A 24,599-nucleotide genomic window follows, 5' to 3' on the forward strand; every position below is an offset into this window, starting at 1 on the left:
ACCTTCTTTTCAGTTTGTTGTAAACGCTTCAGCGTTAGCGCACTGAAGTGCTCACAACGAACAGTACAATAGCTGTGAAAGTTGCCTTTATGCACAGCAAACAGACTAATGAATAAAATAATATATCCAACTCTTGATTTATTTCTTTACCACCAAAGAGAAGCTTTCACAGAAAATGAAGCAGATATTGAAACAAATCATGCTAATTTTTGGTCTAATTTACCCAAAAATTTAAAGGTTGAACTTGCAGAAGAGGCGAAAGCAGAAAATACAGAATATATACGATTGCTCGAATTTTCCGATGCTGCAAACAGACAAAAACAATTTTTTTTCACTGCATCTTTGGGCGGATATCCTATAGAAGCTTCTTACTATCCCATTCGTTTAAATGATACTTATGCTCTGTTATTTGATTGTTATATTAATGATAAAGTACAACCTCAACCTATTAGTTGCTTACGATATTTAAAAACTTTAGCTGATTATAAAAATGCTAATTTAGGTACAACTTGGATAATTTCCGGTTACTTATCTACCGCTTCAAATCCACAAGCGATCGCTCGAGAATTATACAAAGAGTTTACTGGGAAAGAGTGGCAAAATCCCCAAGAAGGTAAGTTTTTAGGTGCAACTGTTTTTGAGGTTTGGCAACCTCCCCAAAAGTGGGAAGATGTGGAAAAAGAAAATAATCATGTTTTAATTTTTCTCTATCCCAAGTTGCAGACAATGGAGAAAACAGCTAGTTTTTATAAACTGTGGTTACAGCTTTTTTGTTATCGTAATAAGATTATTGTGGCTTATTCGCAAAGTCAAAAATGTAACCAGGAATTGCATAAGTTGGTTACTGTAGTTAGTAATGCAACTCAAACGATAGACAATATATCTGCTGAAAAAGGTTCGGAAAAATTCAGTAAATTACAGAATTTACTCCAATCTCAGCCAAAAATATCTTTTAATTATATGACTAAACTTATTCAACTGGAAATCTGGCAACAAACTATCACTAATAACTTGGCGAATTACCAATTTATCATCAAACAGATTAAAGAACAAACTCAAGTTTTAGCGGAAAAAGATGTCTTAATTGGTGAGACTGATTTAAAATTATTCGAGGATTTTAGTAGATTGGTAGAGCAAAAATATCAGTTTGAAATAGCGAGAAATTACACTAATTATAGTTTAAAAGCTAAGGTTTTAGAGAGTCAGGTTAACATAATTCAAGGGATGATAGATTTAGAGAGAAAAGTGAGCGATCGCACTCTCACCAACACAATCATCATCGCCAGCAGCGGCTTAGCTGCAAGTACCATTACCGCTTCAATTATTGCTACTAAATTGCCATCCCCAACAGCAAAAAGTAAGTCAATTTCTGTTGAACAAGCTTTTGGTTTAAGCATTGGAACTGGATTATTTGTGGTGGCGATCGCTTATGTAATTCTCCGCCTATTCCGCAAGTAATAACGATAACTTAAGAATTTTGCTAAAGTAAGAAAAAGCCAAAATTAAAACTAGTAGTTATGGTAACATCAGACAAAGCTTTAATTGAACAGCCTGTTCCCACAAACTCTAACGAAAACAGAATCGTAATGAGAGGTGTTAGCTGGCAAACTTACAAACAATTAATGAAAGAAGTAGGAGACGATCGCGCTTGGAGAATCGCTTACGATCAAGGAGTCTTAGAAACTAGAATGCCATTGTTAGAACACGAAGTTCCCAAAGGATTATTAGAAAGTTTTATCGAAGTAGTTGCAGATGAATTGGAAATAGAAGTATTAAAAGCTGGATCTCTGACATTGGAACGGGAAGATTTGAGAAATGCGATCGAACCAGACTCTTGCTTTTATATTCAAAATGAAGCACAAGTCAGAGGAAGAAAGGAAATTATTCTTCCTGGCGATCCACCACCGGATTTAGCGATCGAATCAGACTATACCAGTTCTTCTGTTAACAAAGAAGCACTTTATTCCGCTTTAGGAGTTCCCGAACTCTGGCGATATACGAGGAAAACATTGTTGATTTATCGACGCATTGAAGGCGGATATGAACAGTGCGAACAAAGTTTAGCATTTCCCTTTTTGCCAATAGGAGAAATTCCCAGTTTTATTGAACAAAGTCGCACAATTGGACAAAGAAGTGCCGTAAAGTTATTTAGGCAGAAAATACGCGAAATTATTAATACTCAATCAACAAGTGATAGTTCGGATTGAATAATTTGAAAGTGATTTACTAAATTTCCCAAAGTTTAATATATCTTACTAACTGGTTTAGTTTGATAAACCGGAATTTCAATAATAAACTCCGTTCCTTTGCCAACTTCTGAAACGCAGCGCAAATCACCTTTATGCTTTTCAACAACAATCTGATAACAAATAGACAAACCTAAACCCGTACCTTTACCCACAGGTTTGGTAGTGAAAAAAGGATCGAATAACTTACTTTTATGTTCCTCAGAAATTCCACAACCATTATCTTTAATTTTGACTACAGCACGGGAATTATCTGGTGATAATTCGGTATGAATTATAATAGTTGGAACCAAATTATGAGTCTCGGCTTCTTCTTTACTGCGGAATTTGTCTAAAGCATCGATCGCATTACTCAAAATATTCATAAACACCTGATTTAATTGTCCAGCATAACACTCCAATAGAGGCAAATTCCCATACTCTTTAACTATTGTAATTCCCAAATTAGTAGAAGTTTCTTTCAACCGATTTTGCAAAATCAATAAAGTACTATCAATTCCCTCATGAATATTCACATCTTTCATTTCCGCTTCATCAAAACGCGAGAAATTACGTAAAGACAATACAATTTCCCGAATTCTATTTGCCCCCATACTCATCGATGATTGAATTTTTCGTAAATCAGTTATGAGAAATTCTAAATCAATCTCTTCCTCGAAATCCTGAATTTCCGGTTCAGGATTAGGATACTTTTGCTGATATAATTCAATTAATCTTAAAAGCTCTTGGGTGTAGTTGGTAGCATGGGGTAAATTGCCATAAATAAAATTGATTGGATTGTTAATTTCGTGCGCTACACCTGCTACTAATTGCCCCAAACTAGACATTTTTTCCGTTTGAATTAACTTAGCTTGTGCTTCCTGCAAAGCTTGATAAGCTTGCGCTGATTTTTCCATTTCTTTTCGCAAGCGTTTTTCATTCACAGTTACTTGTCCTAACAAGTTATAAAAAGAGATAGTTAACCTACCAATTTCATCTTCTCTATTCATCAATTCTTCACTTTTAGCACTAGCTTCTGCCAATAAATTACACTCATCCATAATCGGTTGTAACCGCCGATTTAAACGCCTGACAAACAGAAAAACTACTATAGCTAAAACAGCAGAAGCACCCATCGCTGCTAACACCGTTCCTACCACTGAAAAGCGCAACAATGGCCCAATTACTACCCATTTGGGTACGGAAGCTAACAAGATCCAATTATTATTAGAAATTTTTCGATAAGCCCAAAATTCCTGCTTACCTTCTTTGTCTTGCCAAGATATAATTCCTGTATTTTCAGAACTAGATTTAAGTTTTAAGTTGATTTTTTGCCAAAGTTGAGCATAGTTATTGATTTCAGGAAACGGCTTTAAATCAAGAGCTAGTTGCGGACTTGGTGGATAAGCAATTAAATTTCCCTGCGGACTCACTAGCACAAAATAACCAGAATCTCTCATCACAGGTTTAGAAAGTTTTTCGCTAATAAATCCCAATTCTAAATCTAACGCCATTACTCCCAAAAGCTCTTTTTTATTATTATAAAATGGTAGGGTGTAACTAGTGCTGACAAATATTCTTGGAGGATCGACCGTTGTTTCGTTATAGCGAACAGGTTCGATCCAAATTGGTTTACCAGCCTTAATTGGATCTCTAAAATAACTCTCTTGAAAATCTCCGGGATCGGTATCTCCACCTTTAGCAATTACTTTACCACTTTTTTCCCGAATGGCGAAAGGATAGGCATACTTTCTTTCAGGAATAATCAAACGTTTTTCTGGAGGTTGCCCAAAACCTAATCCAGTTCCTAACCGCGAAGTTTGCAAAGAACGGCGAATTAAATCAACATAAACAAATTCTCTTCTTTCTCCAGCTTGATAAAGTGTTGTTGCCGCATCAGCAACTAGTTTTGCTGTATTTTCAAAGGTTCTAAAACTTCCTTCTAAACTTTCGGCTTGAACTTCTAAACTGGAAATTAATTCAGCTTTTGATTGTTTGACTAGTTCCCGGTAAAACAGGTACGATCCACAAAGCAAACCCACCAAAGTTCCACCTAAGACAGAGAGAAATAATTTCCAACCAACCGATTTTAATAAGGAAAGTTTTTGGGGACGATTGGGAGTAAACTCTAATAACTTTGTTCGCATAACATCACCAATGGATGAGTAAATTTGATATTAACAAAGGGGTTGTAACTCGTTAGCGATCGCACCAACACCTAACTGACTAGACTCAAGTTTGTTTGCTCGATCGTAGTAACAGTTAAGAATTGAATCTATCTTAGCTTTTCCTTGAGCGATCGCATTTACCCTATCAATATATCGGCAGTTAATTAATCGCTTTAAAGGTTGTTTCACTCGATTAAAAGATGCCATAGCTATGGCAAGTTTCCGATCCCATTCCGGGTAAAATTGCAACAGATCGTCAGGCATTACTTTAGTGCGCGAACAACCCTTTTCCGGCAAACAGTAAAAAGGTTCATCTAAATTCAAATAACCATAATCATCAGTTAACTCTTCTCCAGGGTAAATATCCCGCACCGCAATTTCAAACTTGTAAGGCGTACTAATACAATTAGAATTGAAACTATGATTGACAAACTTAGCAATATCCCAACATAATATGTATTTACCATCGCGATCGCGGTAACAATACTTAAGCAACTTCTGCCGGAACATCGTATCCAGAGAATTTACATACACTTCATCAAACTTCTGATCTAAATCATCTAACACCCAAGTAATCGTACCTTGAGGAATAAACTTAGTCGCAAAAACCCCGTATCCGACATATTTATTTATATAGAGAAGTTCTGTATTTGGATGAATCATACTTTTGGCACCTGGTAATATAAAAGTTGCCTGAAGAGCAACTAGCGATCGACAACAAGAACATACTATTCCTAGTAGCCCTAGAAAGATTTTAAACTTTAAATTTTAGATTAGATTTTAATAGAAAGATAATGGCGAAAAAACTTAAAAATTTGTAATGGACTTACCACTCATATATCATCCAGACTACATTGCACCACTTCCAGAGGGACATCGTTTTCCCATGCCCAAATTTCGCCAACTCTACGAATTACTGTTAACAGATGGTACCGCCAAACCCCAACAATTTCATACCCCCAAACACCCTACCTTAGAATGGATTGAACTAGTTCACACACCAGAATATGTGAAAGCTTACTGCCAAGGCACGCTAGACAGCAAAGCCCAAAGAAAAATAGGATTACCTTGGAGTCCAGCCTTAGCTAATCGTACCCGGATTGCCGTAGGTGGTACCATTTTGACAGCCCAATTAGCATTAACTCATGGTTTAGCCTGCAACACTGCCGGAGGAACACATCACGCCTTTCCCAATTATGGATCTGGTTTTTGTATTTTTAACGATTTAGCCATAGCCGCCCGTGTTCTACAACACATCGGGCTGATTAAAAAAGTTTTAATTGTGGACTTAGATGTACATCAAGGAGACGGTACAGCCTTAATTTTTCAGGAAGATAACAGCGTATTCACATTTTCCATGCACTGTGAAATCAACTTTCCCGGTACAAAGCAAAAAAGCGACCTTGATATACCCTTGCCCCAAGGAATGGAAGATGACGCATATTTACAAACTTTAGCGAACTACTTGCCAGATTTACTCAGCCAAGTAAAGCCAGATTTAGTATTATATGATGCAGGAGTTGATACTCATTTAGCCGATCGCTTAGGTAAATTAGCCCTCACAGACACCGGAATTTATCGTCGGGAAATGCAAGTTTTAAGCACCTGTATCGCCAAAGGTTATCCCGTCGCTTGTGTCATCGGTGGCGGATATGCTGACGACCTCAAAGGTTTAGTTTATCGTCATTCCCTAATTCATCGCGCCGCCAGCGAGATCTATCATCAGTATCATCTTTAATGCCAGACTATTGACAGAGGAGCCATTCAGCTTCCTTATCGATACACTTACGTTTAGATCAGGTAAATTGTCGCCTGTAAAGGATAAACCGTGCTGCTATCCAAAGGTTTTGAAGTTGAAATGTACACCGGGACTCCACAAGGAGACATTGTGGGTCTTTCCGATCGCATTGTGGCAGACTTAGACGGATTTGTAAAAGAACCGGACAGCCGCAATGTCGAATATACCACCGCGCCTTTGTGTTGCTACGATCGCTTACTCTGCGCCTTAGTGCGTCCCAGACAGCGGCTCCGTAAATACCTAGAGCGTTTAGGGAATTATACCCTAATTCCCGGCAGTACCCTATCATTGGGCGGAAGCGATCGCTTTTGCCGTTCCGACCCCCAAAACCCCTACCATACCTACATCGAAAACACCTACGGCACCAAAGTCGTCACCGCCAGCATTCACATCAACATCGGCATCTCTCAACCAGAATTACTCATGCGGGCAATTCGCCTCATCCGCATGGAAGCGCCACTCTTTCTCGCCCTCAGCGCCTCATCCCCATTCCTCGAAGGTCAACCCACTGGATACCATTCCACCCGTTGGGGACTTTTCCCCAAAACCCCCGCCCACGTTCCCATCTTTGAAAGTCACAACCACTATATTCGTTGGACAGAAGAACAATTAGCCAAAGGAACCATGCAAAACGTCCGTCACCTTTGGTCATCCGTCCGCCCCAATGGTAACAGCCGTCCTTACGACTTGAATCGCTTAGAATTACGAATCTGTGATTTAGTAGTAGATCCCATTTCTCTTTTAGCCATCACTGCCCTAATAGAAGCCAGAATTTGGCAATTAATCAGCGATCCTACCCTAGATCCTTTAGAAAAAAGCCAACTTTCCCCCGAAGACTTAGTAATTCTCACCGATGCCAACGAAACCGCCGCCGCTAAGTTAAGTTTAGAAGCCCAACTCCAACATTGGTCAGACGGCAAACCAATATTAGCAAGAGATTGGATCGAACAAATTTACCAAGAAGTTTGGCCCGTCGCCAAACAGCGAGGCTTTAGCTGTTTCCTCTCCCCCTTGAAAAAAATTCTCCGCGAAGGCAACACCGCCCAAAAATGGCTGACCCAAATTGACCAAGGTTTAGAACCCCGCCAAGTCATCTCCCAAGCCATCCAAACCACCCTAATTCAAGAACATGAATTAGAAGACAAACTCTGTCAACTTTTAGTCGCCTAGTCCGGTAGGGGGCAGGGGGGCAGGGGGGCAGGGGGGCAGAGGGGCAGGGGGGCAGGGGGGCAGGGGGGCAGGGGGAGAGTTGTTGATGCAAATCTAACGAACTTCTCCCCACCTCCCAGTCCCCAGTCCCCAGTCCCCAGTCCCCAGTCCCCAGTCCCCAGTCCCCAGTCCCCCCAAAAGCCATCAGAATATTTAATCAATCGATCGCCATTCCCTTTGATTAATAAAAACTATTAAATCAGGGTAATTTGTCAGTAAAATTTGAAAAAGTAATGTTTAGAAATTAGTGCGATCGCACAAGCATCAAGTACTCATGGCGAAAGTGGTTTTGGTAAACCCTCAAATTCCTCCAAATACAGGCAATATAGCCCGAAGTTGCGCCGCCACAGGCACAGAACTCCATTTAGTCGGGCCTTTGGGGTTTGAAATCAGCGATCGTTACCTCAAAAGAGCAGGTTTAGACTATTGGCCCTACGTCAAACTACACAATCACCCATCCTGGTCAGAATTTCTCGCCCTACACAAACAAATTGGTGGGCGATTAATCGGATTCACCACTTCAGGAAAAAACAGTTATCTCAAAATCCAATTCCAACCCGATGACTGGTTATTATTCGGTAGCGAAACCACAGGACTACCACCAGATATACTCGCAATCTGTACAGAAACAGTTTACATTCCTATGTCCGAACCTGGTGTTCGCAGCTTAAACCTATCAGTAAGCGTAGCAGCTGGTTTATTTGAAGCTAGGCGACAACTGGGTTATTTAGACTAACTAAAACCACTCTCTGTTAACCACCTAGCGCCCCATTCTCTTCTCACATCTCAGCTTACTACAGCCTAGTAAATATATACCTCAAAAAACCCTTTGTCAACCAACTCTAAATCGACAGCGATCGATCCAAATATCCCAGTCGATCTCCTCAAAATATCTAGCAAGCTGAACACTACCAAAAGTCTCAACCTGCACGCCGCTTATGGTTCAGGATCATAAAAAAATTTTCTGCTAATAACGTAAATTTGCTCAGTTAGCATAAGAAATTTCTATTGATTCCGGCATTGCCAGAGACAGATCGGGTAATACGGATTATTCATTTTTGGTAAAGAGTTGTTCGCAGAGGCAAAAGTTGTAGTAAATTTCTAGCTTAACTGTTTTGCTTTCCGGCAGCGATTTTTATGATGGCTGATTCACCCAGCCATTGATTCTCAAACTAGCCAAATGCAGTTTAGGGAACGAACTAGACCGCAATTCTGGAAAGATGAGAATTAAGTACAAATATTTGTTCTACTTTTGTTCCAAGGGTGCTATAAATCTATGAAGTAAACAAAAAGCATCTACAACTTATCCTAAGCTTCGTGCTTTACTTAAAATTTGCCAAAGCGCGATTTAGCCCTAAGATAATTCCTGGCACTCAAATTAAGTGCAATCTGTTAAATCAATATCAATGATTAACCATTCAGGGGTTATAATCAGCTAGCGCAAATTTATTAAGTCTTGTAAACTTGTCTAAATTGAAAAATCAAGGTACTCTTGCCTAAGCATCTTTACTGTCAGTGATCTGGATCAAAAACAAATGTGATACCAATCACAGGTTGGTAAAGTTTAACAAGGCATCCATCAGGACAGTTAAACGCTAGTGAAAGTAGGAGGTCGTTTTTTGAAACGAGCATTGACGCAGAAGATTAATCCCATCCCTGCCTGTGCAGCAGAAGATTGCTCAATGGTGGGATCTTTAAAGCCAATTCCCCCAGAGGTAAACCGAAGAGCCCGCACCTCTGCGGCAATGATTGGCTTAGCTATTTCAATGGGAGCGTCTAGTAGCGTCCTACTACCACGTCAGGGAGATAGTGCGGTAGCCGCTGAACCAGCTAATGGGGCAGTATCAAATGTTACCACAGCCACGGCCGAAACCACGGGTTCTCAAGAGGTTAAATCGGTTAACCGGGAAGCACTAGAGCCAAAACCCTTGGCACATCAAATTCAAGAATTACCAGCTAGTAATAGCTCAACAGTAGGCAACTCGGTAAATCAAATTTCATCCCTCAATCACAAAATTGAAGGAAGCGAAAACCAAAGTGTCACCTTTGAGCAACCAGAGGTAGTTTCGCAAACACCTGACGTTGAAACCGCTACCAAAAGTAGTGTCGATCGACTTTTACAAGTTAAACAAGCGGTAGCACTCGATCGTCTGAAAGAGTCATCGAACCGCTTGAGAAGTAGTCTGGCGGAGTGGAAGTCTGAGGAGTCTTCTGTTAAATTATCGGTGTCCGTAAGTGAAACTGCGGCACCAGCTGTAGTTTCTAGACAGTTACAGCCGATTGTCGAATCATCCCAGGTTGTAGAACCAGTTTCTCCCAACTGGCAAGCGCAGGTAGCAACAGCCAAGCCAGTAGAGTTAGTACAACCAGAAATCAAGCCAGAGGTAGGGCAACAACTACCAGTAGAAGAACCCACCGTTTCAGTAGTTTATCAAGTAAAACCAGGAGATACTATTGAAGCGATCGCACGGAAATATGCCGTTTCCGTAGCCACCCTAGCAAAAGCAAACCAACTAGGAAACCCCAATCGCATTCAAGTTGCCCAACAACTGAAAGTTCCCCAAAACACTGTTAGTTCCCTACCAATTAGCACTCAACATTTAGGGACAAACTACTCAGAATTCCAGTCAACTTCAACAAATTTAGCTCCCGAAACGCAATTAACAAATAACTCGGCAGCAAACTTGCCAGTAGTCACAGCTTTACTACCACCACAAACCAGTGAAAATGCACCAGCAGACGTAAAAGCAGCTGCATTTCCACTCTCTCAGCTAGGAACAGACGATCTCCCAGGTTGGGATCTCTCTGTAAATGAGCCAGTAGTAGAAACTACTTCGGTTCCCACAGCCGGAAACAAATTCCTGTCTCCTAGCAAACCAACAATCCCAACCGAGTCAGAGAATTTATCGACTCAAACTCAAAACCATCAATTTGTTCTAGCACAAAACACTACTAACCAAGAAGAACCATCAAATAGAACAAAACAGTATTCTAATCCTTACGTAGAGCGACTACGGGCGGAAATTCTCCAACTAAGGCAGCAAGCAAAGCAGCCAACAGGTGCTAATTCGCCAAGCCCAGCTTTGAATAGCACAACGGCAACACCAGCAGCTGCAAACACTAATAATGCCGCGGCTCAATTACGTGGTACAAACAGCTACCCAGTCAATCCTGATTTCCGGCCTAACCAATATAACCAAGCTCTACAAGCAGAAATCCAAAGACGTGCTGAAGAAGCGCCAGCTAGCTTACCTCGCACTTCTTACCAGATTCCAGCAACCCAACCCTCAAGGCGGCAAGTAGTTGCTACAGCACCACTAGGCGTAGACCCCTATCAGCCTTACAACCAAAATGTACCCGGACGGACAGTAACCCCCGATTTACCACCAATCCAGAGTCCTTATAACTATCCAGGTTATAACCAAGAGATGAATGGGTATGTCTGGCCTGCTAGAGGAGTACTCACTTCTGGTTATGGTTGGCGCTGGGGCAGAATGCACCGAGGAATTGATATTGCTAATGCCACTGGCACACCAATTTTCGCCTCGGCTCCCGGAGTTGTAACTTATGCTCGCTGGAATTCGGGTGGCTACGGTAATTTAGTCCAAATTAGACATCCCGATGGCAGTACCACTTACTATGCTCACAACAGCCGGATTTTTGTCCAAGAAGGGCAAGTAATTGAACAAGGTCAACATATTGCTGCTATGGGTAGCACCGGACGTAGCACTGGCCCTCACTTGCACTTTGAAATCCGTCCAGATGGAAAAAAAGCTGTGAACCCAATAGCTTACTTACCTCGTTCTCGCAGCTAAATAGTTCTCGCAAGCTTCAGGTAGTTTGGGACATCAGGCAAGCTACTCGATTACCAACTACCTGAATTAAATAAAAAAATGCTTGCAATTTCTGAAAAGACTATGTTATATTAACAAAGGTCACGAAAAACAAGGCTCAGTAGCTCAGTTGGTTAGAGCACGGGACTCATAAGCCTGGGGTCGTTGGTTCAAATCCGACCTGAGCCATTTAAAAAGCTAGATATAACAAAGGTTTTCGGAAACCACCTCTTCCCAATAAGACTATTAAAGCATGAGAAGTTACCCGGATTTACCCGGAAATTTACCCGGAATATTAGACCTCCTGTGAGACTACCAAGACGGTTTTTATTGTAGTTTTTGTACTGAACGTTCGGTCAAGGAAAGATGTTAACAAGGGTTCCAAAGTGTCTTGCAGGCTATCACTATTTAGGCTGAGGCTGCCAGATGAGAATGGTTATATTATTTTTAGAAATGGTATGTCCCTATTTAACTGGTCATGCAAACTGGTTGACTAGGGTTTTACCCTGTTTCTTAGGTAACTTTATGAAAGCTGATTTATCTCAACAATGGAAAAACACAGATGGACTTTTCCCAGACCCCACAGAACACAAAAATAGAATAATGGAATAATAATAGTAATACAAGGTGCTAACAATGACTAAAGACTCTGACCAGATACCTACTAGCGATACAGATGACTTAGAGGACTTTGAGCCTTATGTTGCCTACCATGAGCCTGGTAGTACATTTTATGTATCTCCAGAAGATGCAGACCTATTGAGTAACTATTCTTGGGGATATGACGGTAGTTGCGTAATGGCTCAAATAGATGGAAAAGATGTTTATTTAGAAGAAATGATAATGGAAAGGATCGCAGGTAGTCCTATTCCTGAAGATCATCGAATATACCATATAAACCAACGTTTTGCAGACTGTAGAAGAAGTAACTTACTATTAGTTAAAATGACTCCTCATTACTCTTCAAAGCTATTTATTCCACTGAACTATGACAACCGATATGAACTAAGCAAGTCTTAGACTGTCAGCTTAAATGAAGAATATATGCTGCCAAAAGATAAAGCACTATGGAATACGAAGAATATTATACAGTTCAGGCTAAAAACGGTGAGTTTTACATATCTCCTGAAGACAAACCAGTAGAAGATATGTGTCGTTGGTCTATCAGAGGTGATGGGTACGTTTTAGGTAGCATTAACGGTAAGACGAAACTACTGCACAGGCTGATAATGGAAAGAACGCTAGGCAGAATGATAAAGTCTGGTTATGTAGTAGACCACATTAACGGAGTGCGATCGGACAACCGTAGAGAGAACTTAAGAGAAGTCACAGCATCAGAGAACGGAAAAAATAAACCTGGATGCTATGTATATATTCCTTGTAGCGAGTCAGAGACAATGTTTAGGACTCAGAAACTCACCCTAAAAACACGCAAAACTTCTAGCCAAAAACTGATTGATATAAAGAAAGAAATAAGAGCCGAAAATGTAGGTAACAAAACAAAAATAGGTATCGAAAATATAAAACCCAACCCAGCGAGTAGGACTTGTACCGCACAAGTGATAAAGCTAAAGTCTGAAAAACCATTCAGCTATTATCAGCTTGCCTCTGATACAGGAAAAGATGTCAGGCGCTTTATAAGTCTTGATGAAATATCAGAAGAAATAGAAAATGTAATACTCCTACTGAATGCTTTTTTTAAGACTTATACAGATACCGCATTTATCCTAAAAACTTCTGAAGGTGTTTTGCTAGATAGTGAAACCGTAGAAAACTTTTTAGGCTACGTTTATGATCATACCCAGAATGGTACGTCTACTCTTTGCACTTCTCTTTTGTTATTAAATATGGCACTGGATGAGTTAGCCTCTACCATTAGTGGTTGACACATCTGGGTTAGATAGTAGACTAGTCAACCAGCAAGGCTAGGGTAACAACCTTCTCTTTATTATATCTTCTTGTTGTACCGAACGTTTGGTTATATTTATTGCTGAGATATCGCTGCTTAAACCATTTATTTACTCTGGCAAAAGCACATTTTTACTAGCGACTTGTGGGCTAACCTAAGTTAACTAGGTTTTTTCAATACTTACCACCAGAAAATAACCAAGCTAGTATAACTCAGCAATGGAAAGTCAGACTAGGAGGCTATTTCGCTAGTTTATCAGACTCATCATTAGGCGTTGAACGATGTTTCATACGTACAACCTAAAGTTTTCGCAAAAAACCTAGTTCACTAGTAGTTATTCCTAGTAGAGTATGCCTGATAAACTAGCTGAAATACTTGTCAGATAAAGACTTGAGCTAGTATACGAATAACGATGAATCTGATAAACTAGCTACTTATTTACCTAAAAAGGTAAACCGACAGAACAAGCTGACGCAACTTTATCTAAGGATATTAGTTGAAAGTATCTTTGCTCAAACCTAGTCTAGGCGATAGCTACGAGCGTTTTTAATCCAAAATGTATCGGTGCTGAAACCTACATTTTTCGTCATTATTTTTATTATTTTGGCAAGTTATAAACTAGCTTGTTATATTAGAAGAGTAACAGGTACACCAAGTAGGTAAACATGGTATACAAGCAAGTACCATTTAAGTTTGCTGGTATTGAGTTAGAGGGTTTCCTAACAGAAGACGGTAAAGCATGGACTACTATCAACGCTTTTGCTCAAGCGATCGGTGCTACTCGAAAAAATGCTATTGAGTGGTTAGCCAAACAAGAAAAAGAAGTTAAAACTTTACCTGTGACAGTCGGTAGGTTTAACAAAGCTGCTACTGCTTACACAGTAGAAACTATATCAGACTACCTCGACTATAGAGTACAACTGGGAGATAAACGGGCGCTTAACCTCTACTCAGCAACTTTTAAAGCAGACTTGGAACGCTCTATTAAGGAAGCTAACGGGGAAACTGTCACCGCAGAACAGCATGAGGAAAACAGGCGAGTTACATTGGAACGTCTGAACTACTTAACAGACCTGTACGATCGCGGTCAAAAACCTGAGTTTTGGGAAGAGGTCAAGAGTAAACCCGATGAGGAAAGAGCAGCAATAGCCAAGCTATCTTTAAAAAACCTCAGACGTGATATGCAGATGAACAGCAAATATTACAAACCAGAAACACTGAAGAGTAAGCAAGATGCGATCGCCTTTTATGAGCAAGAAATAGTAGAGTTATGTGCTGTTCACTAGTTAACTAGGAAAAACTCAATAACTATGAAAATAACCCCTGGTAATAGTTACCAAGGGCTTTTCATTATCTGTTCTTAAATAGTTGGTTTTAAACGTTTTGGTAGATGCTTTAGTAGATGCTTATAAATAACTGGCTATTGTCTTAAGGCTTTTCGACTGGGTAAAGGTGAATGTAGCTGAGGACGTTTATTAAAACTCGTTTGGCGCTGTCAAGGTTTATATGACTTATGTCAATACCGCCCGGAATACTAACACCTACCTCGAAATAAGTTTTTAGCCATGCTCTTACCTGTTCCAAGTGCATATTTGCCACCTCATCAATAGATGTAAGGGCGTTATGCAATAAAGACTTAAGTTGTCTTAGGTAGTAGTATTTACCTACTTGTTCCAAACGTTCTAATACAGGTAAAAGACAATCGTTTAGGTCAGAGTAACCGTAAAAATACAGATAACCCTGTTCTGAATAATGCAGTTCCCACCAGGGGATATGTAACCCAATACTATCGGCTAACTCTTCTTTATCCTCTGCGTTTAAGTATTCCCATCTCTGGTAGAGCCAGTCTGCTAAAATCGCGTTTCTTACACCAGGATTGCTGTTTTTTATCTGGTTTACCTCATTTTCAAGGCTCATACTCACTATCACTAGTTTGGCGGAAACTGTTATTTACACTACTAAACTAGCACTAGTGTACTAGTGATGGCACTATTTCTATCTTAAGTAGTATCGCCTAACTTGTTTTATTTACTGTCTCGATCGCAAAGTACTTTTTAATACCTACCTTCATTAAAACTTAAAGCTACGCGCTTAAAGTTCATAAGCACTTTATAAATAGTTCATCGCTTGTTGTTAAAATAAGTATCTATTTACTAGCTGACAAGGCTGGTTAACCTATGCTAGTTTAGATTATAGCCAAAGAGATGACATTACAAAAATGGCTTTACGTATTAGTGATGACAAAACTAATACAAAAAGTTATTACAAATGAGTTCATTAACTCCTTTAGAAGCTCTTAATAGGGTTGTAGAAGATACAGTAGTCGATCTAAGGTTAGTTGGAGCTAGAACACTCGCCAACCTTTACGAAAATGGATCGATCAAGACAGCTACCAAGACTACTTTAGACTGGGATGCTTTAGCGGGTGGTGGTGGTGTAGCTTGGGAAAGTACAGACCAAGACGGCGCTAATACTGCAACAGATGTCACTGTACCAGCCAAGCTTTTTATCGGTTCCCATCGCATCAAGCATCAGTTTAGTGTTTCCCGCGTGGCACTAAGAGAAGCTGCTACCTTAGCCCCCGACGATCTCAAAGACTTGTTTGGCGCTCATATCCGCTCTGGCTTGACTCATATCCTACGTGAGATCAACCGTGTTATCTGGGTAGGCGATGGTACGCCTGCAACTGGTAATGTAGTAGGTCTTAATAAGGTGATGGATGCTACTTTCGCTTATGCTGGTGTCGATCCGGCTGCTTATCCTGAATGGCAAGCTGTAGCACTAACTAACGCCACTCCCAGAGCCTTAACCCGCGATCTGTTACTGGACTATGAAGAAGCGATCGTCAACCGAGAAACCTACTACAACTCAGTAGTTACTTCTCCTAGTGCAGCTAAAAACTATACTAAGCTCTTTGACACGATCGCTGGAGGCTCATCTGTTACCAAGATGGTAGATGATAAGAAACAGCCTGCTGTAGACTTGGGACACGGCGCTCGTTACTACAATGGTCTACCGATCGTAGAAGACCCGATGTGTCCGGCTGGTCAGTTCGCCACGCTTAACTTAGATGAGATCTTCCTCTATAGCTTTGATGTCAGCACTAAGGTAGATGACCCCGATGATGATAGCCGGATCATCTCGTCTAAAACAATGGGCTTAAATGTCCATCTATCCAAGTTGCCATCAAATAATAGTGCTGTACACCGTTTCGAGTTATTCGTTATCCCACAGTTGCAGGTCAAGAACAGAAAAGCTGTACAAGCCATCCGCAACTTAAGCTAGTAAGTTTTTGACTAAAGACTTGTTAACTAACCCTTTGGAAGTATCCAAGGGGTTTTAACTTATAGCACGCTCAGAGTTAGCCAGACTTAGGCATTATAGGATTGTAAAACGCATTGTAAAAGCGATGCGCTTTTATATCAAAAGACTTTACAAGTCTGCTCTTACCGATGTAAGCTAAGAGCAAATGGATTTGCTCCTAATTCAGTTAAATAAGAGCAAAGCTATAAGCCTGTATAGATCAAAGATGTACACAGGAGAGGAGTAAATAAGGAGAACAAAATAAGCTTAGATGCCATTAGGTGTTGATGGGATAACAAAGGAAAGAAAAGCAGCCAGCTTGTTAAGCTAACTGCCTTGTCTTTAACTAACTATTCCTTTACAAACATAGGAACGTAGTTAAAGCCTTTTCTAAGATACCGTTGTCTTTCACTACATCGTATACACAAACCTTTTTTACTTTTAAAGGTTTATCTACTCGGTCGTGTTTATACAACGATGCAACTTCCCTACCTAAAGCTCGTAACTTGCTAACAGGTAGAGTTATCCCCTTAGTAGCTAACCAGTCCTTAACACTGATCAGCACTAGCTGTCCGTTCATATTTTATTTGCCTTTTTGTCTACAAGTAAGACACTAAAGAATAAACCTTTAGCAACGCTACACTGTGAGCTTAGACAACCCCCATTGTCTAAACTTTAGGTAGTATTTGTTACTAAATAGGCGGTTATAGAAAAACCGCTTATTTATTCCTCAGTATCAGGACATTTTTACTATAAGGCAAGTTTGAACATTTTAGATCATTTTCGATATCCAGAAAGGTGAAACCCTTGATAGAACTAGCTTATAGACCTGTCAAGGAATAAATCAGGGGTGTAAAGTTCCTTATTAACTTACATATTAAAAACGATATCAACTAACATATTTTTACCTGTTATGTAAATATACAGCTACTTAGTCCCCTGCTTTCTGACTAAAGCTTTATAGTCCAGCGTTCCAGACTTGTCCAGATAGATCAGAGTATGCCTGACACCTACCCAACGATCGCTACTGTCAAGGGTAGGGTTTACCATGTATGCCCCGCGTTGCAGCAAGTTCTCATCGTGTAGTCTGGGGATATTTGTTATTTGTAGGTCGTCTGGGGATGTTTCGACTTGAGCCGATAAGTAGCGGCGGGTGTCATCTAGATCGATGCTGAGAACTGGTAAACGTCCAAGGTCTACCTGTGTATTACCAAGCTGAACTACTACATGATGGAAGTTAGGCACTCCTAAGCGATCGGGTATACTCATCAACCGCGCTTTAACCTTTGCCATCCTACCTACAACTGTGTTATTGTCCACTGCTTAACCTCCCAACTCTGCTTTTAGTTCATCTGCGATCGCCTTTTGATATCGATCGACCATTTCAGGGACGGACTTGGTTAGCATCTCTCTGCCTTTAAACCGCTTAGTTCCGTATTCTACGAAGGGAGCATATTTAGTAAGGTTAGTTACGCTCAGACTATTACCAGACAACTGAGACAACCATTGACTAGCCAGATGCCCCGATCGCTTCGGTGTCTTGGACTGTACCAGGGAAACTAAAGGGCGTTGTACCTTTTGACCTGCACGGGCGATCGCCTGATCAACGTTGGCAATAAATAGTTTTCCTGAGAAAGTTACTGTTATTTGTACGTCCATACTATTTACCAATAAGACTGGATAACCAAAGACTGACCATATACTGACCCGTTCCCACCATTGCCCCCGGTATTCCCCGTGCTAAGTTGGAACTTGTCAAAGGCGATCGGTAGACCCGTTAGCTTAGAAAGTTGAATAAGTAGCATAGTCCCCTGGTTTTTCAGTTGCGAGATGTGGGTAGCATAGTCCACTTTGAGATCTCCCACTTGTAAAGCCATAGAGTCTAAGACTGCTGAGTTTAAAGCATTTTCTACAGCATTAATATTTTCCATAATGCTAAGTACCAATGGTTGTCTAGATGTTGAGGTTGTTGGCTCTAAGTTATCGTCTGGATAGCCAAGGTGATATGAAATAGTTTTTCCGGCGCTGTCCTGCATAGTCTTTAAAAATAGTTCCTAACAATAAGCTGTTATACTTAGGATTTACTAGTTGACAATGCAGGTTAACTAGCTAAAATAAAAGTATACCAAGACATTAACCAAAAAGGTTTTAACCATGACTACCGCTACAGCTAACCAACAAAGCAAAACTGCTATTAAACACCGCTACGTATTGGTAAACAATAAAATGGGCGCTTATCAAGTCTTTGAAGAAGGACAGATCCGGTTTGATAGTTTGGACTTGGACAGAATGCACCAATACGGGTACTTTAAATGGGCAGATGAACATACTTACTGGTGTTTAGCCTGCGTTATTAACTAGTTAACTAGCAAGTATAACATAACCTGTTTAGCTGTGGGGTAAAACTCACGGCTTTTTACCATTTAGGGATATACCGAAAAGAAATATTTTAAAGATGAAGTTATCGGACTGGCGAAAAGGGTTTTTACGATGGCTGCAAAATAAAACTGGTGCTTCTGCTGTGGTTCCCAGTGCTGACGGCTGGTATTTAGAAGCGCCGGATATGCCCGGAATGACTCAGGCGTTTTTACCTCCACTAACTGACGTAAACTATACGACAGACGACACGGGCGTTTTAGTTGGTTCTGGTACTCAGCAGTTTTATATGGTGTTTCGTTATCCAAACGGGCTTTACCAACAGTTACCAATTGACCAGCTAGAAGGCATACACAGCACTTTATCTATCTGGATAGCTACAGAATGGGGTGATATTGCCGATCTTATTGACCTTAGACTGGTAAGAGTCGATCGCCCTGTATCGGTGAATGAGGCAACGGACTCGACAGAAGACTGGGTAATACAGCTTTCTTGGCAGTTCCAGTTGAGTTGGGTTGCTGAGGCTGAAGAAGTTATTATACCGATCGACTTTAAGAAGTTGCGAGTAGCCTTGTTTAGATGGGATCTAGATGGGGACAGAGTACACAAACATTTAGACTACATCTTCTACAAAACTAAACCAGAATAACTTATAAACTAGTTGACAATACTGGTTAACTAGTGTTAGTATTAGGGTATGGTTCAGAAACCGAGACATTAACCGATGCTAACCGAGAAACAGCTAGACCTCATTGATAAAGCTTTAGGCGCTGGGATGTACAGAGACTTAGCCGAAGCATCACAGAGATGCAGCCGGATACTACCAACCGAGATGATGTTCTCCGATCTCAAGTCCAAGAAAGTTCTCACAGATGACCTTACTGCCTTGAAAACTGCTTATGATATGGTATCCGGCGCTAAGAATGCTTTAGAAGAAGTACCAGAGACAACCGTAGAAAAAGCCAACTACCTCAAGCGTTATGAGGCTGTATATCGCATTCTCGAATACTGGCGATATTTACTGATAGATAACAACTTTTTGAGGTGTATAGATGTAAATACGTTTCAACAGGCGATATTGAAAGCTGCGATCGCACAGGTGATCGGCTGGTGGACTGAGTTAGGGATGTCGATCGACTGGTCTTATGTCTACTGGGATGAGAATGACTCTCAATATAAACCTTGGGATGTCTGGGAAGAAGAAGTAAACCCCGATCGGCATCATTCAGAACGGCTTGAGTCTCAAGGCAAGTTTTATTACTTAAAGCAAACTCGCCAGCGTCAGAAAGCTTAGTAAACCTTTTGTTAGACTAGTTAACTAGCCATAATAACCAGTTAAGTATTAAGGAAAACCATGTTAAGCCGAAACACTACAGCAGCCATCAGTAAAGCATTACTCGACAGATACCCGGAAAGCATACAGGAAGCGGCGGCGGCGCTTAAGAAAGAGTTAAGGCTATTACCAGACGGTTTAGGCTATGACACGCCAGATCGAGACAAGCTGATAAAAGTTTTTGAGGCGATCGAGGTTGCCTACGATCATTTTCTGGATATGGCAGAGAGGTCATTTCCTGAGAAAAACGTAGATAAGGCTAACTATTTGGTCAATAGTTGGGAAACTGTACGTATTCTGGAGTTTTGGAACTATTTAATCGATAAAGGATACGAAAAAGCTTCTTACACAGCCATCGGCAATATTGAGGAGGCGATCGCTTTCTACGATGAAATAGGCTTATCTATCAACTGGGTTGATCTGGTTTGGACTGATAAAGGTTACTACAGCTTAAGCGAGTATTCAGCAACTAACCTCGATATTTCAATGCTGGAGAAACTAGAGGCGATCGGGCAATATTACTACTTGTCGCAAGTTCAGCCCATGAAACAGCCAGTAAAGCCTGTTGTTTTGTAGTTTTGTTAAATAAAACACTAGTTAACATACTTATTAATACAAAGAGGTCAACTAGCGTTATCATCAAAGTATCGAACGAAAACAACCAAGACATTAAGGACTCAACCAAATGCAGACCACTTACTTAGTTAATAAGGAAGCTTCTAAACAGCCTCACTTATCCATTATTTTTGAAAACAACAGTCATACATCAGTAGCAGCCCCTAGTACAGGATGGTATTTAACTCAGGAAATGCGAGAAGTTTTTCAGAATGGTTACACTCGATCGGGCGGTGACGTTCTAGCACTTTCCTTGCCTGTAGACTTCAAAGTAAGTAAGCTTTTTGATGGCGAGTTTGTTTCTTTATTTAACATCTCCCACTATCTAAGAATGTCAATGGCTGAAGCTCATAACTTGTTGTTGTCTGCTGAGTTTTTTAACTGGTATGGTTCCCCAGTTTCTATTATTGACTATTGCGGCCTTGTACCTGTGGTGAATGTCTATAAAGTTCCCTATGCCTTAGCGTTCTTACAGTATCAAGGTTTTGGGCTATAACCTAGTTAACTTAATAACAACCAAATATGAAAGTAAAACCCTGGTAAAAACAGGGTTTTCTTATTAGTAAAAAAAAACGTTGAACTAGGTATCACTGAATAACTTAGTTTAGTACTAGTGAAAAACTCTAATATTAGGTTGCTTGGGAGGGGGAGTGGTTACAGCAGAACGAGAGCAATCCTTAACTGTACATCTTTGTGAGATGTTACCGCTTCTTAAGTAAATTTACTTAAAGTTAAATATTATTTAGACTTAGTAAAATATTCACCATTTATCCAGGAAATTACGTAGATTAGATGATAAATTTACTACGCAATTTTTGTGATTCATTTTTATGTTTACTAAAGCAATCCGGTTTGTCAGGTCTATTTCCGAGTCAGCTAAGAACTTTTCCTATGCAGCACACAAAACTACTATATTCAATGGTTTAGCTCTAATGGTAACTTGCGGCATTGGTGCTGCACTACCCACCCCTGCTCAAGCTGCATCTTTTACTGGCTTTGGATGTATTGATGATCCTGCTTGCCAATCCTATCTTGCGTTTTGGAACGCACATATTTCAGGTTCCTCTTTTTCTCCAGAGTTTGTTCACTCTGTACCAGATACACGCATATCTGCTTCCGTTAGTGGCCTAGAAATAGCAGATTCTTTCTTAAGGAGCGAATCATACGGGAGTGCTAGTGGGTCTGCGTCTATTGAGACAGTGTTAGGATTGGGAACCTTAAAGGGTAAAGCTGAAGCTTCAGCTTTAGCAATTGCTACTGACGATGGAGGATTAGATGCTAGGGGTAACGCTATGGTGTATTTAGGATGGGGTGACACGATCACAGTAACATCAAATAGTCACTTACCAGGAGCAAAAATTCCTTTTGAGGTCAGGTTGTATCTTGATCGCTTTGTTAGCGCGAGTGGACGTTACGAAGGTAATACACAAGCCTCTGTTTATGCGAATTTGTCTGTACATGAGAGAGATTTGTCACATTCATCCATTTCTGATCTTCATATTTTTGATACCAACTTCTTTCCCTCCAACATCACGGAAGTAACAACAATAGCCTATCTACCAGTGGGTGAGCTTTCTATAATCCAAGGGCAATTGTGGCTTGGTGCTTCTGCTGAGGCTTATGCTTCCTTTCCAAATAAGCCTTATGAATTTGATCGATCAATTGCAGATGCTTCCCACACTGCTAACTATTACTTAACTCCGTTATTGGATGGGGTCAGCTACACCTCAGCTAGTGGTAAAACCTATTTTTACTCACCACCTGTAAATAAAGTACCAGAGCCTACTTCTCCATTGAGTTTTGTGGGCTTGGTTGGATTAGGTTTTGCTTTTTTATCGAAGCGAAGAAACTGCACAGAAAGGAACGAGCTATAACTTAATCACCAAAACCAACGCCTTAGAAATTGCCAAAGTCTATCTAGGGCGTGTTTCTGTTGTAAACAGTTTGCAGCCAGAGAAGAGAGCGATCGCACTCACTAAACCAGAAGCACTTAACAACTTAGTGCTAGTGAAACATAGATAAATAAAATATGGCGCTAATAAACAGTATTTTAGATAGGTCAGTACCAGGCGTTTACGTCACAGAAGATACTTTTGGGGCGTTTCCGGCTGGTATTGCTACCCATAGCACAGTTTATATGCTTGGGTTTAGCTCTAAAGTAGATGCCCCGGTAGGTGTCCCGGCGCTTGTCCAGTCTACAGATGACTTTTATAACCAGTTTGGTACTTCAGCCTCTACTAATAGTGTGGCGTTATTCTTTGCTCAACGCTCTGGTTTAGGTTTCTACTTTGTAAACGTTGCGACTAAAGCAACTCGTACCTTTACCGTAGCTACAGCAACACCTGATGAATACTACACTATCACCGTAGACACCCCCGGCTATGATGTCACCTACAGAGCAGTTACAGGCGATACCCCAGATAGTATCGTGAGAAACCTGGTAGACCTAGTTAATAAAAATGCTAGTCACGTTATGACTGCTAGACGGACTGGGGACGCTACAGGCGAGTTACGTTTTGCCAGTGGTTTAGCGTCAGTGGCATCAGCAAATATCGCGCTAGGTACTATTCAGGCTAAACCGAGTTATCCGGTAGTTTGGGACGTGGTAGACACCATTAACTCAGCTTTTGAGCCGGAAATGAAACAAGGCTTTATCATTGCTCCTGAGTTTTTCCAAAACTTTACCAGTATGGCAGATCGAAACGTACTGGCTAATACAATGGAGTCTTTAGCATCCGACCCTAGCTATTATTGGGTTGCGATCGCAGACTGTGGGCAAGATGTAGCCACCCAGACAACCTCAGCAGGTGCAGTTAACTTAGCCATTCAGGAAAGAAACGGGTTACAGTCTCCTAGAGGTCACTTAGCTTTTTACTTCCCTTATTGGGTAGATGCCAGAGATAACTTAGTCCCGATGAGTGCGTCTGTTGTTGGGGTAGCTTTACGGCGCTATCGTGACCAAGGTTTTAGAGAACCCCCGGCTGGTACAGCTTTTCCGGTTTATGGTGTAAAAGACATCAGTTACAAGGTAACAGACAAGATCCAAAGCTCGTTAAACCCTGTGGGCGTTAACTGCGGTAGACATCTCTCAGCAGGACGGGGAAGGGTTATCTACGGCGCTAGAACTGTCAGCAATAACCCCTATTACCGCTTTGTCAGCACTAGAGTTATCATGAACGTTTTAGCCGGATCGTTACGTGGTGCTTTTGACTCGATCATCTTTAGCTCAGTAGATGGTTTAGGCGTGCTTTTCGGTCGCATCAAGCAAACTGCTGTACAGTTCTGTGAAAGGTTGCGCTTGGCTGGTGCGTTATTTGGTGCTACTCCTGACGATGCCTACCTTTGCATCTGTGACCTGACCAACAACCCCGCTATTGACTTAGAAAACGGTCAAGTTAACTTAGATGTTTTAGCCAAACCATCACCAGTAATGGAGGTACTAAACATCAGACTATCAAGGGTTTCGCTTGGTACTGTACTTGCTGAGGTTGCTTCATCGGGCGATCGTTCTCCAGTCAACAACCCCGAAGTTAACCCTCAGTCTGCTAAGTCTTCCCAACCAGCAACAGCTAACCCTAACGGTGGTGGTGCAACAATAAGCCGATAACTTTTTATGACGCTGGTTGCCAACATTTATACCCATAAAGTACCCAAAAACTTTCGGAACTTTTGGTTTGTTGCAGCCGAGTTATAGCATTGTCCATACACCGACACAGCTTTGGTTAAGTAATCCAATGGCTGAAGCTAAACTGTATAAAAGTTGAAAACTGATTAATAATGCTTTAACCAGTACGCATAGACATAGCATTGATGAGTGCATAATATAGCAG

24 protein-coding genes and 1 tRNA gene are annotated in these 24,599 nt (G+C 40.8%); 19 read left to right on the forward strand and 6 right to left on the reverse strand.

What is annotated here, in order from left to right; all coding sequences use genetic code 11:
* Nucleotides 1–108: 108 nt before the first annotated feature.
* A complete protein-coding gene (locus tag ACE1B6_RS23980) occupies nucleotides 109–1,458 on the forward strand; it encodes a hypothetical protein (protein ID WP_413259795.1) in 1,350 nt (449 codons plus the stop codon).
* A 59-nt stretch (nucleotides 1,459–1,517) separates the two neighbouring features.
* A complete protein-coding gene (locus ACE1B6_RS23985) occupies nucleotides 1,518–2,207 on the forward strand; it encodes a Uma2 family endonuclease (RefSeq protein WP_413259796.1) in 690 nt (229 codons plus the stop codon).
* A 35-nt stretch (nucleotides 2,208–2,242) separates the two neighbouring features.
* On the opposite strand, the gene ACE1B6_RS23990 is transcribed toward ACE1B6_RS23985, so the two are convergent.
* Nucleotides 2,243–4,372: a sensor histidine kinase gene (locus ACE1B6_RS23990; RefSeq protein WP_413259797.1), complete on the reverse strand. Its 2,130-nt coding sequence runs from the start codon at nucleotides 4,370–4,372 to the stop codon at nucleotides 2,243–2,245.
* A 30-nt stretch (nucleotides 4,373–4,402) separates the two neighbouring features.
* Nucleotides 4,403–5,056 (reverse strand): SET domain-containing protein, encoded by a 654-nt coding sequence (locus ACE1B6_RS23995; protein WP_413259798.1) that lies wholly within the window; start codon nucleotides 5,054–5,056, stop codon nucleotides 4,403–4,405.
* Between the two features lie 157 nt (nucleotides 5,057–5,213).
* Here ACE1B6_RS23995 and ACE1B6_RS24000 point away from each other — a divergent pair, with 157 nt between their 5' ends.
* The 9 genes from ACE1B6_RS24000 (at nucleotide 5,214) to ACE1B6_RS24040 (ending at nucleotide 14,428) form a co-directional block, all read left to right on the forward strand.
* Entirely contained in the window at nucleotides 5,214–6,131 is a 918-nt protein-coding gene (locus tag ACE1B6_RS24000) for a histone deacetylase family protein (RefSeq protein ID WP_413259799.1), read from the forward strand.
* Nucleotides 6,132–6,221: 90 nt separating this feature from the next.
* Nucleotides 6,222–7,361 (forward strand): glutamate--cysteine ligase, encoded by a 1,140-nt coding sequence (gene gshA, locus ACE1B6_RS24005; RefSeq protein ID WP_413259800.1) that lies wholly within the window; start codon nucleotides 6,222–6,224, stop codon nucleotides 7,359–7,361.
* A gap of 313 nt (nucleotides 7,362–7,674) precedes the next feature.
* Nucleotides 7,675–8,136 carry a tRNA (cytidine(34)-2'-O)-methyltransferase gene (locus tag ACE1B6_RS24010; protein ID WP_413259801.1) on the forward strand — a complete coding sequence of 154 codons (462 nt, stop codon included), beginning with the start codon at nucleotides 7,675–7,677 and terminating at the stop codon, nucleotides 8,134–8,136.
* Nucleotides 8,137–9,019: 883 nt separating this feature from the next.
* On the forward strand, nucleotides 9,020–11,215 hold the full coding sequence (locus tag ACE1B6_RS24015) for a peptidoglycan DD-metalloendopeptidase family protein (RefSeq protein WP_413259802.1): 2,196 nt from the start codon (nucleotides 9,020–9,022) through the stop codon (nucleotides 11,213–11,215).
* Nucleotides 11,216–11,348: 133 nt separating this feature from the next.
* Nucleotides 11,349–11,422 (forward strand) — tRNA-Met (locus ACE1B6_RS24020).
* 237 nt (nucleotides 11,423–11,659) lie between these two features.
* Nucleotides 11,660–11,845, forward strand: coding sequence for a hypothetical protein (locus ACE1B6_RS24025; RefSeq protein ID WP_413259803.1), 186 nt, complete (start codon nucleotides 11,660–11,662; stop codon nucleotides 11,843–11,845).
* A gap of 24 nt (nucleotides 11,846–11,869) precedes the next feature.
* Entirely contained in the window at nucleotides 11,870–12,253 is a 384-nt protein-coding gene (locus ACE1B6_RS24030; protein WP_413259804.1) for a hypothetical protein, read from the forward strand.
* Between the two features lie 47 nt (nucleotides 12,254–12,300).
* Entirely contained in the window at nucleotides 12,301–13,119 is an 819-nt protein-coding gene (locus ACE1B6_RS24035) for an HNH endonuclease signature motif containing protein (protein ID WP_413259805.1), read from the forward strand.
* A gap of 688 nt (nucleotides 13,120–13,807) precedes the next feature.
* On the forward strand, nucleotides 13,808–14,428 hold the full coding sequence (locus ACE1B6_RS24040) for a hypothetical protein (protein WP_413259806.1): 621 nt from the start codon (nucleotides 13,808–13,810) through the stop codon (nucleotides 14,426–14,428).
* Between the two features lie 142 nt (nucleotides 14,429–14,570).
* Here the strand turns inward: ACE1B6_RS24040 and ACE1B6_RS24045 are convergent, their stop codons facing one another.
* Entirely contained in the window at nucleotides 14,571–15,059 is a 489-nt protein-coding gene (locus ACE1B6_RS24045; protein WP_413259807.1) for an HMG-box domain-containing protein, read from the reverse strand.
* A gap of 351 nt (nucleotides 15,060–15,410) precedes the next feature.
* Between ACE1B6_RS24045 and ACE1B6_RS24050 the strand changes: the two genes are divergently transcribed.
* The gene (locus ACE1B6_RS24050) at nucleotides 15,411–16,427 is read left to right on the forward strand and encodes a phage major capsid protein (RefSeq protein ID WP_413259808.1); all 1,017 of its coding nucleotides are present in this window, start codon (nucleotides 15,411–15,413) and stop codon (nucleotides 16,425–16,427) included.
* Between the two features lie 945 nt (nucleotides 16,428–17,372).
* On the opposite strand, the gene ACE1B6_RS24055 is transcribed toward ACE1B6_RS24050, so the two are convergent.
* Genes ACE1B6_RS24055 through ACE1B6_RS24065 form a run of 3 tightly spaced genes read right to left on the reverse strand, consistent with a single transcriptional unit; the run spans nucleotide 17,373 to nucleotide 18,481 of the window.
* Nucleotides 17,373–17,765 carry a hypothetical protein gene (locus ACE1B6_RS24055; protein ID WP_413259809.1) on the reverse strand — a complete coding sequence of 131 codons (393 nt, stop codon included), beginning with the start codon at nucleotides 17,763–17,765 and terminating at the stop codon, nucleotides 17,373–17,375.
* Between the two features lie 3 nt (nucleotides 17,766–17,768).
* Nucleotides 17,769–18,104 carry a hypothetical protein gene (locus tag ACE1B6_RS24060; protein WP_413259810.1) on the reverse strand — a complete coding sequence of 112 codons (336 nt, stop codon included), beginning with the start codon at nucleotides 18,102–18,104 and terminating at the stop codon, nucleotides 17,769–17,771.
* 5 nt (nucleotides 18,105–18,109) lie between these two features.
* Complete coding sequence (locus tag ACE1B6_RS24065; protein WP_413259811.1) at nucleotides 18,110–18,481, reverse strand: hypothetical protein; 372 nt, start codon at nucleotides 18,479–18,481, stop codon at nucleotides 18,110–18,112.
* A gap of 118 nt (nucleotides 18,482–18,599) precedes the next feature.
* Here ACE1B6_RS24065 and ACE1B6_RS24070 point away from each other — a divergent pair, with 118 nt between their 5' ends.
* The 7 genes from ACE1B6_RS24070 to ACE1B6_RS24100 all read left to right on the forward strand — a co-directional run bounded on the left by ACE1B6_RS24070 (nucleotide 18,600) and on the right by ACE1B6_RS24100 (nucleotide 24,376).
* Nucleotides 18,600–18,806, forward strand: coding sequence for a hypothetical protein (locus ACE1B6_RS24070; RefSeq protein WP_413259812.1), 207 nt, complete (start codon nucleotides 18,600–18,602; stop codon nucleotides 18,804–18,806).
* A gap of 94 nt (nucleotides 18,807–18,900) precedes the next feature.
* Nucleotides 18,901–19,470 carry a hypothetical protein gene (locus ACE1B6_RS24075; protein ID WP_413259813.1) on the forward strand — a complete coding sequence of 190 codons (570 nt, stop codon included), beginning with the start codon at nucleotides 18,901–18,903 and terminating at the stop codon, nucleotides 19,468–19,470.
* 75 nt (nucleotides 19,471–19,545) lie between these two features.
* On the forward strand, nucleotides 19,546–20,115 hold the full coding sequence (locus ACE1B6_RS24080; protein ID WP_413259814.1) for a hypothetical protein: 570 nt from the start codon (nucleotides 19,546–19,548) through the stop codon (nucleotides 20,113–20,115).
* 60 nt (nucleotides 20,116–20,175) lie between these two features.
* Entirely contained in the window at nucleotides 20,176–20,730 is a 555-nt protein-coding gene (locus ACE1B6_RS24085) for a hypothetical protein (RefSeq protein ID WP_413259815.1), read from the forward strand.
* A 109-nt stretch (nucleotides 20,731–20,839) separates the two neighbouring features.
* Nucleotides 20,840–21,265, forward strand: a complete 426-nt coding sequence (locus ACE1B6_RS24090) for a hypothetical protein (protein ID WP_413259816.1) — start codon at nucleotides 20,840–20,842, stop codon at nucleotides 21,263–21,265.
* Nucleotides 21,266–21,599: 334 nt separating this feature from the next.
* Complete coding sequence (locus tag ACE1B6_RS24095) at nucleotides 21,600–22,643, forward strand: PEP-CTERM sorting domain-containing protein (RefSeq protein ID WP_413259817.1); 1,044 nt, start codon at nucleotides 21,600–21,602, stop codon at nucleotides 22,641–22,643.
* 155 nt (nucleotides 22,644–22,798) lie between these two features.
* Nucleotides 22,799–24,376 (forward strand): hypothetical protein, encoded by a 1,578-nt coding sequence (locus ACE1B6_RS24100; protein ID WP_413259818.1) that lies wholly within the window; start codon nucleotides 22,799–22,801, stop codon nucleotides 24,374–24,376.
* The last annotated feature ends 223 nt before the right edge of the window (nucleotides 24,377–24,599 follow it).

Source organism: Floridaenema fluviatile BLCC-F154, assembly GCF_041929135.1.
Lineage (GTDB): Bacteria > Cyanobacteriota > Cyanobacteriia > Cyanobacteriales > Aerosakkonemataceae > Floridanema > Floridanema fluviatile.